Here is a 15,228-nt window from a genome sequence, read left to right as displayed (position 1 = left end):
CCCAACCGTAGAAGGAAGGTGTTCTTTCGCACGGAGAATGGCTGTTCGAGAGTGCACCTCGGTGTCGAGGCATTTCGGTCGATAGGAGGGGAACAGTAGTCCCGACAACTGCAGTCATTCACACCAAGCTTCCGTGGGCTTGCTTTGTTGCGCCCCGATTGCAAAGGACGTCAGTTTGCCATAGCTATTTCACTCGTACGGCGCCAGGGACCGCAGCTTATGGTCATGGCGCCGATTCCGGGGATCGACATGAGTATGCGGCGTGTTTGCTTTGACGTGCATCTGCGACAGCTGGCGCCCAAGCTCGGCGGCACGGATGCGAATGCTGCGCCAGGCTTCCAGCATCGGTACCACAACAGGAGCAAGCTCCCTTTGCAGCCCAATAGTGGCGTCGCGGCGGCTCGGAAGAATTCGCAGAACACTGTTTGGACACAGCGTCCCTAAGGACCGTTTCCTTTGCCAGGAATTCGCGGGCTATGTTCCGGGAGCCTTGTTCTACCTTCGAACCAGGCGCGGGTAAGACGGCGTGGCGCATAATCCCTTGGTTTCAATCGTGGTTCCTGCGCACAACGCGGAGGCAACGCTGGCGCGCGCACTCGATTGCCTTCTCGATCAGGAAATAGTGGATTGGGAGGCGATCATCATCGACGACGCCTCCACTGACCGCACCTCCGCGATCATCGCCGGTTATGTGGAGCGCGATGCCCGATTTCGGACATTGAACTCTTGCGCGTATAGCGCCGCCGGCGCGCGCAATAGCGGGATTTCGACAGCGCGCGGCCATTGGCTGATGTTTCTGGATGCGGACGATTGGGTGGATGCCAGCTTCCTTGCGAAAATGCTGGCCGCGCTGAAAACAGCTCCCGATGCAGTGGCGGCCTATTGCGGTTCTCGGCGCGTGATGCCCGATGGCGAACTCACCCCGCCGAGCATCACAACGGAGGTTGCGATCCAGCCCTTCGAAACATTCGCCCGCCGGTGTGCCATCCGCACTCACACGCTGCTGGTCGACCGGGAGACAATTGTCGGGTTGGGCGGTTTCGATGTGTCGCTGCGCACCTGCGAGGACTGGGATCTGTGGCAGCGCCTCGCACGTCTAGGCAAAAATTGGGTGATGGTCGACGAGCCGCTCGCTTTCTATCGAGCCAGCCCCAACTCGCTCAGCCGCAATTCGGCGCAGATGCTAGTAGATGCGGAAATCGTGATCGCCCGCGGCTTTTCTCCTGATCCCAGGGTCAAACACCCAGCATCAGCACACGCCAATGGAGCGATCGAGGCGAGCGGCCACACCGCTTCCGAGGCACTCGCGTGGTTCGCGTTGTGGAACGCCGCGTCGGATTGCGGCTGCGGCTCACGCTCGATCAACCCGCAGTCGCTGCGCGCGCTCCCGGCAGGACGTAAGTGGGCGCGTGAGATCGCCAAGGTGGCCTTCGATGGCCTTATGGTAGGAAGCTTATCGGTGCCAGCGCAATTGGCTGCCAGGTGGGACAGGTTCGGCGGCTCCTTCACCGAGTTGATCATCGAACTCGGCAAGCTCTGGGACAACCCCGTCGCGGGTCGCCGCGTCCAGTATCACCTTGAGCAAATGCTTCTCGACGTCGACGATCTTGCCGCGCCGCGCAGGCTGGCGCGGACACTTGGAATTCGCGTCGACGGTCGAAATCCGGCCTCGACCGAAATTCCGCAAGGAATCGATCAAATCTATGCCTATCTGATGATGGATGGCCAGATCGAGGCTGTCGTGCAATTCGGCGTGCTCGGGACAGTGACAAGGCGTCATTGGATTGAATTGCTCCTGAATGTCGTGCCCCCTGAGCGGCTTGAACGCCGGTCCGATCCGGACAGTCACTTCGGCAGACTCGCCCAATTGGCCGAGGAAGCGCGGGAGCTGGTTAGGTCGAGCGCCGAACCTGCGGAGCCTCCCGCGGCGCCGCGCCGCGCACGGGTCAGGCACGACAAGGATCGCACGTCGTTCTGGAATGGCTATTTCGCGACCGAGGATCCCTGGAACTACGGTTCGCCCTATGAGCAGGAAAAATATCAGCGGCAACTCGAAATTCTGCCTGCCGGTCCCATCGAACGGGCGCTTGAGCTGGCCTGCGCGGAGGGCCATTTCACGCGGCAGCTGGCGCCGCGAGTGGGCCATTTGACCGCAACCGACATCTCCGCCATAGCCATCGAACGGGCCCGCGCGCGATGCGGCGATCAGCCGAATATTGAATTCGGCGTACTGGATTTCTCTGCCGACACGCTGCCGGGTGAGATGGATCTGATCTTCTGTTCGGAAGTGCTTTACTATCTGGATGATCTGGCCGAGTTGCGGCGCATCGCCAAAAAATTCGCAGAGGCGTTGGCGCCTGGCGGCAGTTTCATCAGCGCACACGCATTCGTGCTGCGTGACAATGTTGAAAGGACGGGCTTCGACTGGAACACATTCGGTGCACAAGCGATCTCGGAGACGCTGGCAGCGACTGAAGGCCTCGTCTTGGAGCAATCGATCCAGACCGAGCTCTATCGCATAGACCGCTTCCGCCGCCTGTCACCCGACGACGTGGCGACGGAACCGATGATAGATCATGTGCCAATCCGCGCGCGCATCGAAATCGGGGTCGCGCGAAATATCGTCTGGGGCGGCGCGCGGGCCTTGCGCCGCGACGTTGCGCGTAGCGAGCGGCGGCAGCGTATTCCTGTCCTCATGTATCACAGCGTCTCCGATGATGGTCCGGCCGCTCTCGCCCGTTTTCGGCTCACGCCCGCCGCATTCGCCAGCCAGATGGCATGGCTGCGCTCCAATGGCTTTCACGCGATTGGGTCTGAGCAGTTGGAAGAGTTCATCGCCAACCGTCGCCCTTTCGTTGGTCGCCCAGTGCTCGTCACCTTCGATGACGGCTTCCAGAACTTTGCCGACCACGCCTGGCCGACCTTGCGCGCGAACGACCTGACCGCGGAAGTGTTCCTGGTGACGGACTTGGTGGGTGAAAGTGCACAGTGGGACGCCTATACCGGTCCGCCGACGCAGCTTATGGACGCCGGGACGGTGCGGCGCCTCTCCGCCGAAGGTGCGTTCTTCGGAAGCCATCTGGCGACGCATCGCGCAATCGATGGTCTGTCGAGTTCTGACTTAGCCGCTGAGCTCCTGCGCTCTCGTATGTTTATCGAACGGTGGACCGGTCGGCCAACCACGGCGTTCGCGGCACCCTTCTCTGTCACCGACCGACGGCTTGGCAGGCTGGCCAAGGAGTGCGGCTATCGAATCGGCTTCGGCGGCAGACACGGGCCGGCGGGCCTCGACTGCGATCCCATCGACCTTCCGCGCATCGAGATTCGCGGAGACCGCTCACTCGATGACTTTGTTGCCATTGTCGAGGCTGTGCTCGAAGAGCGGTGAACTTGTCAGTGTCATTTCAGTGTCCCGCTCGTTTACCTCGTTCGCAAATCTATTGGGCGACTTGGGACACGGCTGACATCAGCTCCTGCGGGTTTGGCGCCCCAAACATGTATCGCCCACCCTCTGGAACCTCCGTGAAGCTCCAGCGGACGATCCCCTGCCGGTCCAGCAGGAACTGACCGACCAGTTGTCCGTGTCCCGTTGCCATCATCTGCTCGTCGGCTTCGGTCATTTCGTAATTGTCCTTCTTGTCGAGGATTTCGCCGGCCGCAAGAGGATCCATAGGACCGGGCAACTCGCTTGGTATGTCGACCCGCATATCCATTACCGCTGCCATCGAGACCTTGTACGGCCATTTCGTCTCGTTTTGGGTGAATTCGAGATTGGGCAGTCCGAAAGCACGATGTGAAGCGCGTTCAGGGTCGGAGGCCGCGAGCAGATTCGGTATCGGGTGGTAGCGGAAATAGAGACGCGCCCGTTCGATCGGCGTGTTGACCACCGTCAGGCTCTCCACGCCCTTTTCGCGCAGTTCCGGATCAAGCCGCGCCTGGGCGGCGATATGGCGCCGGCAAAACGCACAATGCAGACCTCGAAACAGGCCGACCAGCACCGGTTTTTGTCCGCGAAAGTCGTCAAGCGCAATCTTGCCTTCCTGGGTAATGGCGTCGAGAACCAAGTTCGGCGCACGGTCGCCCGGTTGAAGCGGCACCAAGTCAGCACGCGCGGACATTTCCAACCTCCAACCCGGCTAGTCGAGAAAAGGCAGCACCACAAGCGCTTCCGGGTCGAGCCCGTGCTGGGCGCATATTCCCTGCGCCAGGGAAAAGTAGCGTTCGGCCTCGGCCAGATTGTCGAGGTCGAGATTAAGCGTTGCGAGCCCATCATAGCACGGAAACAGCAGTTGGGGCTCGCCCGTTTCGCGGGCTACGTCGAGTGCTTCGTGGAACAAGCCAATCGCCAGTTCCGGGCGGCCGTTGCACTGGTGGATCTGCCCAAGCACGATCAACGGCACCGGCAGGTGCTCGCGCTGGTCGAGCGCCCGGTCGATCTCGATGGCCTTCTCGGCAGCAGGCACGCCCTCCCTTGGACAGCGATCCGTGAAAGTACAACAAGCGACCGCCAGATTGGCGAGGAGGCGCGCCTGGAAACCCAAATCACCAATATGGCGCGCCACTTCAAGACCGCGCCTACAGACCTCCATCGCCTGTGCCGGATCGATGGTCGTGTAAAGCACGCCGAGATTGGTGTAGCCGCGGCACGCCGCGCCCAGTAGACCGGCGGCTTCGGCCAATTCAATGCTACGCTCAACCTGACGCACGGCTTCACGGTTTTGCCCAAGGCGAGCCAGCGCGACAGCCTTGGTATTAAGTGCCTCGGCGGTCACGAGAGTGGCATCACACCCTACCTCGGAGACATGCTCCGTTGTCAGAGAGCGTACGCAATCCAGCGCCGCGTCTGCCCATTTTGCCGCGAGAGCGTGATCTCCGCTACGGAACGCCTGTCGGCCACGTTCTTGCCAGAGATGCGCCTGCTCGATCGGGGCATCCGCTCCATCGAGGAGCGCTGCCGCTTCAGCATAGCGGGATTCTGCGTTGTCCCGCTTGCCGACGTCCCAGAGCAGCCGACCGACCTTGCGTAAAACGCGCGCCGAAGCGACACGATCGGCTGACTCGCGGTATGCCTGCAACACCGTCTCGTAGTGGTGGTGCGCGATCTCGCGGCGGCCTACCGGGCCGCTCAAATCGGCAATGCGCTCTGCAATTGCCAGTTTGAGCGGTGTTTGCCCGATCGCGCCCAACGCAGCCAGTGCTCGCTCGTAGAAACGAAGGGCGTCGTCGTTGGCGTATATCATGCGAGCGCGATCGCCCGCCGCCTGCAGGTAATGCGCGCCCCTCTCCCGCTCGGCGCTCTGTGCGAAATGATGACCGAGCACGGTCAAATCCTCGAGCCGTTCCGGCTTGTCGCCGCACAGTTGCTCCAAGGCAGCACCGACCCGCCCATGGATGTCGGTCCGGCGTTGCAGGAGCAGATTCTGGTAGATCACGTCCTGCAGCAATGTTTGCGTAAAGCGGTAGCTTTGCGACGAGACCGAGCCTGATCCGGCAACTTCCTCGATGATTTCCGCATCGCAAAGCAGTTCGCAGCCGGCTTCTAGCCGACCGGGGTCGGCTGTCACGGCTTTCAGAAGTGTGGCATCGAAGCGCGGGCCGATTACCGCGGCTTCCTGGGCCAACCGGCGCACTTCTTGGGGCAGCCGGTCGACGCGAGCAAGCAACATTGCCTGGATAGTGGCGGGAATGCCGGTTGCCACTTCGCCTGCCACAGTCCGCCATCGCTGGCCCTCGCGCATCAGTACACCGCGATCGATAAGGCCGCGAACGATCTCCTCTACAAAAAGGGGGTTGCCGCCCGCGCGCTCGAGGATCTGGTCGAGAAGCCCTCCTGCGGAGTTTACCCAGCTCTCGCCGAAAAGCGCCGCCAGCAGGCTGCGTCCGTCATCATTGTTGAGCGGCGAAAGCCTGAGCGCTGTGTGACTGACCCGACTAGAGTCGAGCTGGCCGTTGTCCGGCGCCGGACGATGCGTGACCAGCAACATCAACCGCGTGCGTTCCAACCTGTCCATCACGAAACGTAGTGCCTCGAGCGACACGGCGTCGGCCCAGTGCAGGTCTTCGACGACAATTAACAGCGGCGACAACGCAAGCCGCCGTTCGATGATTGTGCGGACTGCGTAGAGAATTTGCCGCCGCAACTGCTCGGGCTCGACATGCTGCAAGGTGGCGTCCGGGTCGCCAAGGCCGAGCACATGGTAGAGCAAAGGCATCAGCCGCTTCGCCTCCTCGCCCTGTAGGCCGAGATCGGTAAGCAAGCCTGCGAGCTTCCCCCGCACTTCGTCCCCACTGTCATTTTGCATCATCCCGGCAGCGCTGCGCACCACTGCGCCCAAGGCGCCAAATGATTGTTCGCCCAGCGGTGAGCAGGTGGCCAGCCGCACGGCGACGTTGCGAAAACGATCATCGTCGCCGACGCGGGCGACGAACTCCTTCACCAGCCGCGATTTCCCGATACCGGCTTCTCCGACGAGGCGGACAAGTTGGGCCGAGCCGCCGCAGGCCTGGTCAAGGCTCGCCAGCATTCTATTGAGCTCCGCACCACGACCTATTATCGGCGCACTGAGGCCAAGCGCCTCGAGCCCACGCGCTGCACGCGGCGCCGCAAGCGGTGCATCCAGTCGATGGACGAGCACACTGCCAGCCTTGCCACGAAACACGACATCACCCAGCGGCTCGTAAGAGAAGGCATGCCGGGTCAGCCTGTGAGTGAGCTCGCCCACCAGCACCTCACCCGGTGCGGCCAGCGATTGCAGGCGTTGCGCCGTATTCACTGTGTCGCCGGTCACCGAATAGGATTTGGCGGTGCCGATGCCCAATCCACCAGTAACGACGGGACCAGTGTTTATGCCGATGTGGAGTAACAGAGGCGAGCCGGAGTGGGGGGTGCTTTCGCCGAGCCGCGCCGTCCGGGCGATCATGTCGAGAGCGGCGCGAAGCGCACGTTCCGGATCGTCCTCATGCGCAACCGGCGCACCGAACAAGGCGAGCAGTGCATCGCCGATGAATTTGTCGACGAAACCACCAAAGTTTCGCACGGCCGCCGTCCATTCCTTGAACAGTTCGTTCTGCAGCGCTTGCATGACCTCGGGGTCGAGCTGCTCGCTGAGTGTCGTGAAGCCGCAAAGGTCGGCGAACAGGACTGTTACCGTCCGGCGATCGGCGTCAGAGACGGGATGCAGCCCATCTTCGCTTTCGATGTTCGGAAGCAGCGACGGAGTTCGAGAAGGCGGCACAACGGTCCGGCTTGGTGTGGGAGCAGGCCGTTCGACGGTTTTTGCGGGCGCACCGACGCTTGCTCCGCATTTCGGACAGAACTCGAAATCAGGTGCGCAGGGGTAGCCGCAACTGGCGCATGGCACGGGCTGGCGCCTGCCACACCTCGGACAGAAAGCGTAACCGCCCTCAACCTCGAAACCGCAGCCCGAGCAGTCCATAGGACGAGACCTCACTAGGGGCCGTGCCGGCGTGATCTCACTACGCACTTCACGGCCAGGGTATTTCACAAGGATGAACCGATAACCGTCGACCAGCAAGCGGCAGCGCAAATGGGCATCGAACGGTCAGTGTGGGTCCGGTGGCAGAGCGCTGCCGATCAAGGCGGAAGCCGTCGTCGAAATCCCGAAAGGCATCAGCGTCAAGGAAGCGGCCGGATCAGACACCAGAGGCTCACCCATAGATCGCCGTCGCTTGGGGTTGCGGACCAGAAAATCAACCTGAAGCGAGGCTCAGCTCGCCTTGATCTCTGCCTGGCCGATCTTGCGCCATCGGGCGTTTTCGCGAACCAGTTTCAGGTCGTCGGTCGTCTCGGCAAGCGTCCGCAAGCGGTATTGCCGGAGCAGGTCCGGGAAGAGCGCCCCTTCCGGTAGGCCGGCAAGCTGCTCGCGGACCGAGATCTTTTCATCGATGACCCGCATGCCCCAGGCATTTTCCCGAACCTGCAGCTCCGCAGCCAGATCGCGCTCTTCCGGCGAGTTTTCATCTAGCGCAGCCAGCAGGATAGAGTGGAAAAGCGCTACATAACCAATCTGTCTCAGGCCGCCCACAACCCGCACGCGCGGCAATATGGCAAGGACGAGGAACATCAGGAACAAGTTCGGCAGCAGCACGCCGTCCAGCAGCGCCTGCCTGAGATGCGGCCGCTCGAACGGGATGGAAAGACCATTCGGCCTGTCAGGCTCGATCAGGTGCCCGTTCTCGAGGACGAGCTTGCGCACGCGCTCCTCGCGGATGCCCCAGAAATAGGCCGTGGCATTGGGCAGGAATCTGCCAAATGGGCTCGATGCGGCCGCTTGCAAGGCACATTCCAGACGCTGGCGCCTTGCGGGCTCAATGAGCAGCCCGGAAAGAAGGCTGCCATCATGTTCTAGATGCCGCGCCACGGCAGCCGCGGCGAGCCGATCATCGATGAAAACCGGCAGGGCCATGCCGGAACGATCCCAATCGGCGACCAGATCCTCGTTGAGGGCTGTCAGCGCATCGGCGGCGGTTCCAAACAGCTTGTCCTGGCTGGCAAGCAGTGTGCCCAGCCAGCGGCTGGCATCCGTTTCGTCGCCCACCGCTTCGAGCGCGCGCTTGTTGAGGGTGACGGGACCGACCACGCAGGCGCTTTTGCGGCACAGTTTGTGGCGCCCCATGCCAAACAGGTTGACCTTGTCGTCACCGACATCGAGCCATCCCGGCCCCTCCCGGCCAATTGTCTCCATGGTCATCGTCGTTCCCATGAAGCTGAAGAAGGCCGAGAGCCCGTTTTCGACCGCGCCGAGCCAGGCAAGCAGGAGGGCATCGAAGGTGATCCGGTCCATCAGAAGCAGGCAGTGCAGGCCGGACTGAATCACCGGTCTGTGCTCGAACTCTTCGAGGGCCTTGCCGATCTCTTCAGGCTGCATGATCACCCCAAGGCGCTGACGCAGGACTTCGCGCAGGATCGAGCGGGCAGCGATCGCCGGGCCCGATGCAGGCCTTGCCACCGGCCGCCACAGATGGCGGGCATAATCGGAAACCGGTGCATTCCAGTTCTGCTCTATGTCACGCACAACTTCCGGGCAGAGCAGCGACAGCACTGCCAGAATTTCCACCGGAGGCGTAGGGGTTGGGTCAAAGACAGCGGTCATTGGTCCCGTCTAGCCACTTGCGGCGCAAACGCCAAGGGAGACCAGACTTGCTGGATGCAGCCGGCCCACACGTAGACTGTCAACTCGATCAAAATGGTGTGAGACGAAATTGACCGTATCCTACGGAGCTCTCCATGAGCAATCACCTGTTCGCCGGCACGAATTGTTAGATTGGCCAAACAGTTAAGGCCAAGCAGCGGATCTCAGAACCGCAGCCGGGCCATGCTCAGCAGGTCGTGGTACTGCCCGTCGGTAAAACCGGCCTTCACATGCCGGCCTTCGACCTCGAAGCCGTGGCTTGTGTAGAGACGGACGGCCGGTTCGTTGTCGGCATAGACGGTCAATTCGACCCGCTTCAGGGCGCGCCAGTTGTCGGCCACGTCAAGCAGCGCGCCAAGTATGGCAGAGCCGATGCCCTTGCCGACAAAGGCATCGTCAAGGCCGATATTGATCTCGCCGATATGCGAACGGCGCGGCGAACCCTGCACGACTAGGCTGCCATGGCCGACGACTTTGCCGTCCAACTCCGCAACGATCCAGGTGGTTTCCTGGCCGGACTTGGCGATGCGCCGCTCCACCTGCTCCACCATCTCGAAGGGCATCCTGAGCGTGCCCCAGCGGAACCCCGGCATGTTGAAGATAGCGCAAAGCGCCTCCGCATCGCTTAGCCGGACGGACCGGAGCTGCGGCTGGATTTTCTCGGAAGATGGCGAGGTCGTGCTGGTCATGGCGCTCCCGGCAAAGCAATCGGCCCGGCACGATGCACCGGACGCCACCTAAAAATCCAGCCGTCTCCGCAACCTATGCCGATTGCGAGCTAAAAACCGGGAGGCGGCGTAGAGTTTGAAGACGCCGCTGACGCCGATCCAGCCGAAAAGGGCGAGCCAGCGCAATGTCCCGGTCGCCGTCCAGTCGATCCGGTGCACCGCAGCGTCGGTGATGACGAGGCCAAGGATGGCAAGCAGGCCAACCAGAAACTGCGCCAAGCCGAGCACCAGCAGTTCCTCGCGCGGCGCGCTTCTCCAGACGAGATACACACCGCCCGCACCGGCGAGGAAGATAGCGCTGTAGACCTGAGCGTGGAAGGCATCGATCGGCCATGGCCAGAAGCCGCTGAATGTCAGGGGAAACAGCAACAGGCCGACTCCATAGAGCCCAAGGATCGCCGATTCCACCGGCATGTAGCCGCGCCATGCAGGGTTTAAGATCACGCCTTTTGCAGAAGGACGGGCCCTGGTCCGCCACAGGAACAGCCCGGATACCGCGACCGAAGCAAGATAGACCAAAAACCAGAGCCAGGGCGCTTTGCGCTCGAAGTTGAAATAGCCGAGATTGATGAACGAAGCCACCGACACGATGACGGTGAAGATGAAGGCCATGACGAGCACGAGCCTGCCGGGCGACCAGCGGTTCCAGACCAGCAACGCCACCATCATGACCATTTCGGCGGTGTAGAAGCCGCCGAGGAAGCGGGCATTGAACGGCGTGACGGCCCAAGGCCAGCGCGGCTTGACCAGCACCGGCGCAAAAAACAGGCCGGCGCCTACGATCAGGACGATGATGACCACCACCGAGAAAAGGCGCAGAGCCGCGGGAAATGGCGGGTTGTCGGATGTCGGCATGGGAGAAAGTCCCAAAGATGAATGCCTCATGGACCCATCATAGTGCCGCTTGCGGCCGGTGAAAATCCGCCCGAATGGAAATTGAGCTGTCACCGGCTTATCCATTCGAATGGCCGTACGGTCCGTTTCGAAGTAAGATGGAGCGCTCGGACCGAAAACCGGTCCGGCCAACACGCCTCTAGGGTGCATTTCCCGGAACCTGCACGATGAACGAAGCTCAGGATCTGTTCTCGCTTCTGCGGCAATCGACCGATGTCGATCTACTGGCAATCGACGCGATCAAGCGAACCATCGAGGAGGGTAACGACCGCGAGCTTTGTCGCATCAATGTGCCAGCCTTCGCCAGCAAGCATGGCCTCGACGAGGAGCGCGCCATAAGCGCCTTTCTCCATGCGGCACGGGTGGGCATCTTCGACATTTCCTGGAATGTTCTATGCCCCGGCTGTGGCGGCGTGCTCGACACCAACGCCACGCTGAAAACCTTGCAGAAGGACGAATACACCTGCGCGCTATGCTCCGAGGGCTATTCGCCGACCCTCGACGAGATGGTCGAGGTGACATTCACCGTCAGCCCCCGCGTGCGCAGGATTGCCGCTCACAATCCACACGAATTGCCGTTGATGGAATATTTTCGCCAGATCTACTGGGCGTCCGGCGTCGATCTGCCGGAAGAGGATTTCGCGAAGAAGATGGAAGCATTCTCGCTGGAGGATATCGAGCTTGCCCCTGGTGAAAAGGCGGTTCTGCCCATACAGCTTCCGTCTGAATTCGTCATCGTCTTCGAGCCGGTCACCCATTCAGTGCAGTTCATCGACGGGAAGGGCGAACCAACAAAAGAGCGCCGAAGCCTCTCTTTGGTGTTCGACCGCGACCATGTCCAGAACCAGACGCTGGAGATGCAACCCGGCCCGTTGCGCATTTCGCTGGAGAACAGGACCGATGCCCGCGTGCTGCCGACGGTCTTCATCGCCGGCCAGGAATTGCATGATTTCCTGGGCAAACGCCGGCCCTTCCTGACCGCCAAGCGCCTGCTCACCAACCAGACTTTTCGCGATCTCTATCGCACGGATACGCTCGACATCAACCAGCGCCTGAAAATCACCAGCCTGACCTTCCTGTTCACCGACCTGCGCGGATCGACCGAGCTTTACGAGCGGGTGGGCGATCTTTCAGCCTTCGATCTCGTGCGCGAGCATTTCCAGGTTCTGCATGAGATCGTCGCGGCGGAGGCAGGCGCGGTGGTGAAGACGATCGGTGATGCGGTGATGGCGACCTTCGCGACGCCTGATCGTGCGATTGCCGCGGCCCTCAGGATGCGCGATGCCATGCGTGAGCTCAACGACAAGAGCGGGCGCGAGGATCTGCTGCTCAAGATCGGAGTCCATGCCGGCCCCTGCATCGCCGTGTCCATGAACGAGCGACAGGACTATTTCGGCCAGACGGTCAACATTGCTTCACGGGTTCAGAACCTTGCCAACGCACAGGCGATCTTCGCCACTCGTGCGGTGGTCGACGACAATCTCACCGCCGATCTGTTGCACAGGAACGCGCTGACGCCCGTGCCCTACGAGGTCTCGCTGCGCGGCATTGAGCGGGAGATAGCAGTCTATACGATCCCCTGAAGACTTGGCCCCTGAAGACTTGGCCCCTGAAGATTTGGCCCCTGAAGATTTGGGTCGTCTCGGCCCCTCAGACGCGCCTGCAGAGGAAATAACGATCGGCGGGCTCCGAAGTCGGCGGCGGGAGGCGTTGCAGCAGCGGGTGATCGAGCGGCGTGCCACTGACCGCGAAGCCGCCGACGCGAAGCAGGCGCGCAATCAGATCGGGAAGCCAGGTAGCGGTCACTGCATCGCGATCGTCATAGCCGGTGCCGATGTCGGCATGAACAAGAGCGGCGTCGATGCCAATGAACTTGCGGGCCGTCTCGCGTATTTCGCCGAGCACGAGGTTTTCAGCTTCGGGAATTGAGCTGGCGTGTGCGCCAACTTCGCGGTCGAACACCACGATCCGGCGCCCGGGCAGGCGCTCGCGCAGATGGTGGAACGTCCGGCCATTGCCGAGGCCGAGCTCGAGCACAAGCCCCTCCATCTTCGCCACCTCGGGGCAGATTTGATTGAGAATGTCGCGCTGTGCGGTCATCCTGCTGATGAAATTATCAAGGCGACTCATATGCGATTTATGTCCTGAACCAGCAGCCCCGATCGAGGCTTGCCGCATATAGAGGCGAACGACAAACCCTGCAATAACCCAACCGGCCGCCGACAAGCGTCATACCGGGTGGAGTCGGCGGCCCGGCGCGCGGCGGAACAGCGATCTCACTTGTAGGGGTCTGCGGCGTCCCGCAAGCCGTCGCCGAGGAAGTTGAACGCCATGATGACGAGAATGACGGGGAGCATCGGCAAAAGCAGCCATGGATAGAAAGCGATGACGCTGACGCTGCGCGCCTCGGTGAGCAGGATGCCCCAGCTGGTTATCGGGGCCCTCAGGCCGAGCCCGAGGAAGCTCAGCGCCGTCTCGCCCAGGATCATGCCGGGGATGGAGATCGTCGCCGTCGCGATCAGATGCGACATGAAGCCGGGAATGAGATGCCGCCCGATGATGCGGCTGCTTCTGGCGCCCATCAATTGCGCGGCCAGAACATAATCCTCCTCGCGCAAGGCTAGAAGCTTTGAACGCACGGCCCGCGCCAGTCCGGTCCAGTCGAGCAGCCCGAGGATGACGGTGATGCCGAAATAGATCAGGATCGGACTCCAGGTTATCGGCATGATCGCCGCCAGAGCCAGCCACAGCGGAATGCTGGGGATCGATTGCAGAACTTCGATTATCCGTTGAACGATCAGGTCGAAGATACCGCCGTGATAGCCGGCCAGTCCGCCGATGACAATGCCGAGCAGGAAGCTGAAACTGATGCCGACGAGGCCGATTGTCAGTGAAATGCGTGCGCCATAGATCATGCGCGAGAGCACATCGCGCCCCAGCCTGTCAGTGCCGGCTAGAAAGAGCTGGCCGTTTTCGGCAGGGCAGACAAAATGCCTGTCACCTTCGATCAAGCCCCAGAACTGATAACTGTCGCCCTTGCAGAAGAAACGGATCCGCTGAACATCATCCTTTTTCTCGATGTAGTTCCGCTTGAGCGTGTCCATATCCAGCGTCATCTGGCGGCCATAGACGAACGGACCGACGAACTGGCCGTCGTGGAACAGGTGCACCCGCTGCGGCGGCGAATAGATGTAGTCCATGTTGCGCGTGTGCAGATTGTAGGGCGCCAGGAACTCGCAGATCAGTATCCCGAAATAAAGCGCCGCCAGGAATATGCCTGATATAACGGCAAGCCGGTGCTTCCGGAATTTCCACCACATCAGCCGCAACTGCGACGCCTGAAAGACTTTCGACTGCTCCGGCGTCATCGCCTCGACCGACTGCAGGTCAAAGGGCGCGGTGGAAACATAGTGCTGCAGTGGAGCACCCGGAGCGGGCAGGGGCGAATGCGTGTTCATTTGGTGCTGCCGCCCTGCAAACGAATTCGTGGATCAAGCAGCGCCAGCGCTAGGTCGGAAATCAGGACACCGATGACCGTCAGGAAGGCGAGGAACATGAGGAACGACCCTGCCAGATACATGTCCTGGCTTTGCAGCGCCTTGATCAGCATCGGCCCGGTCGTTTCCAAAGACAGCACTATCGCGGTGATTTCGGCGCCGGAGATGATGGCCGGCAGGATAGAGCCGATGTCGGAAATGAAGAAATTGAGCGCCATGCGCAGCGGATATTTGACCAGCGCCTTGAACGGATGAAGTCCTTTGGCGCGCGCGGTCACGACATATTGCTTGTGTAGCTCGTCGAGAAGATTGGCGCGCAGCCGCCGGATCATGCTTGCCGTGCCTCCGGTGCCGATGATCAAGACCGGAATCCAGAGATGGGCGAGGATCGACTTCGCCTTGGCCCAGCTCATCGGCTCGCCGAGATATTGCTGGTCCATGAGATGGCCGATGGATGTGCCGAACCAGATGTTGGCGAAATACATCAGGATCAGCGCCAGCATGAAGTTCGGAATCGCAAGGCCGAGAAGGCCGAAGAAAGTCAGGCCGTAGTCGCCCCAGCTGTATTGATGCGTGGCGGAGTACATGCCGATCGGAAAGGCGATGAGCCAGGTGAAGATGATCGTGACGAAGGAAACCAGCACCGTGAGCCACATTCGGTCCCCGACGACATCGCGAACCGGCAGCTCATATTCGAAGGAATAGCCGAAATCGCCGTGTAGCATCCCGCCGACCCAGTAGAAGTAGCGAATGAGCGGTGGCTGGTCGAAACCATATTCCTCGCGCATCATCTCGATGCGGTCGGAATCCACCGCTTCGCCCTGAGCCCGAAGCTCGGCAACATAGCTGTCGAAATAGTCGCCTGGTGGAAGTTCGATGATCGTGAACACCAGTGCCGATATGACCAGCAGCGTTGGAACCATCACGGCAATGCGCCAGACAAGATATCGAAGCACG

At 61.2% G+C, this 15,228-nt stretch carries 10 protein-coding genes; 2 read left to right on the top strand and 8 right to left on the bottom strand.

All coding sequences use genetic code 11. The features are described 5' to 3' along the window. Positions 1-526: 526 nt before the first annotated feature. Positions 527-3,388 (top strand): trifunctional glycosyltransferase/class I SAM-dependent methyltransferase/polysaccharide deacetylase, encoded by a 2,862-nt coding sequence (locus EJ075_RS05015; protein WP_126103598.1) that lies wholly within the window; start codon positions 527-529, stop codon positions 3,386-3,388. Positions 3,389-3,437: 49 nt separating this feature from the next. Here the strand turns inward: EJ075_RS05015 and EJ075_RS05010 are convergent, their stop codons facing one another. The 5 genes from EJ075_RS05010 to EJ075_RS04990 form a co-directional block, all read right to left on the bottom strand. Continuing rightward, positions 3,438-4,118: a redoxin domain-containing protein gene (locus EJ075_RS05010; RefSeq protein WP_095483609.1), complete on the bottom strand. Its 681-nt coding sequence runs from the start codon at positions 4,116-4,118 to the stop codon at positions 3,438-3,440. 18 nt (positions 4,119-4,136) lie between these two features. Continuing rightward, positions 4,137-7,436 (bottom strand): adenylate/guanylate cyclase domain-containing protein, encoded by a 3,300-nt coding sequence (locus tag EJ075_RS05005; RefSeq protein ID WP_126103597.1) that lies wholly within the window; start codon positions 7,434-7,436, stop codon positions 4,137-4,139. 291 nt (positions 7,437-7,727) lie between these two features. Beyond that, positions 7,728-9,113 (bottom strand): hypothetical protein, encoded by a 1,386-nt coding sequence (locus EJ075_RS05000; protein ID WP_126103596.1) that lies wholly within the window; start codon positions 9,111-9,113, stop codon positions 7,728-7,730. Between the two features lie 203 nt (positions 9,114-9,316). Beyond that, positions 9,317-9,841 (bottom strand): GNAT family N-acetyltransferase, encoded by a 525-nt coding sequence (locus tag EJ075_RS04995; protein WP_095483612.1) that lies wholly within the window; start codon positions 9,839-9,841, stop codon positions 9,317-9,319. Between the two features lie 48 nt (positions 9,842-9,889). Beyond that, positions 9,890-10,735 (bottom strand): hypothetical protein, encoded by an 846-nt coding sequence (locus EJ075_RS04990; protein ID WP_126103595.1) that lies wholly within the window; start codon positions 10,733-10,735, stop codon positions 9,890-9,892. 206 nt (positions 10,736-10,941) lie between these two features. Between EJ075_RS04990 and EJ075_RS04985 the strand changes: the two genes are divergently transcribed. After that, positions 10,942-12,357, top strand: a complete 1,416-nt coding sequence (locus tag EJ075_RS04985; RefSeq protein WP_126103594.1) for an adenylate/guanylate cyclase domain-containing protein — start codon at positions 10,942-10,944, stop codon at positions 12,355-12,357. A gap of 67 nt (positions 12,358-12,424) precedes the next feature. Here EJ075_RS04985 and EJ075_RS04980 read toward each other — a convergent pair whose 3' ends face one another. The 3 genes from EJ075_RS04980 to EJ075_RS04970 all read right to left on the bottom strand — a co-directional run bounded on the left by EJ075_RS04980 (position 12,425) and on the right by EJ075_RS04970 (position 15,227). Continuing rightward, positions 12,425-12,904 (bottom strand): class I SAM-dependent methyltransferase, encoded by a 480-nt coding sequence (locus EJ075_RS04980; RefSeq protein WP_095483615.1) that lies wholly within the window; start codon positions 12,902-12,904, stop codon positions 12,425-12,427. A 146-nt stretch (positions 12,905-13,050) separates the two neighbouring features. Beyond that, positions 13,051-14,232, bottom strand: coding sequence for an ABC transporter permease (locus tag EJ075_RS04975; protein ID WP_095483616.1), 1,182 nt, complete (start codon positions 14,230-14,232; stop codon positions 13,051-13,053). Next, on the bottom strand, positions 14,229-15,227 hold the full coding sequence (locus EJ075_RS04970) for an ABC transporter permease (protein ID WP_095483617.1): 999 nt from the start codon (positions 15,225-15,227) through the stop codon (positions 14,229-14,231). The genes EJ075_RS04975 and EJ075_RS04970 overlap by 4 nt, the downstream gene beginning before the upstream one ends. Position 15,228 lies beyond the last annotated feature (1 nt).

It is taken from the genome of Mesorhizobium sp. M6A.T.Cr.TU.016.01.1.1 (genome assembly GCF_003952585.1).
Taxonomy (GTDB): Bacteria; Pseudomonadota; Alphaproteobacteria; order Rhizobiales; family Rhizobiaceae; genus Mesorhizobium; species Mesorhizobium mediterraneum.
Note: the sequence above shows the minus strand (reverse complement) of the source record. Positions and strands in the feature narration are given on the sequence as shown.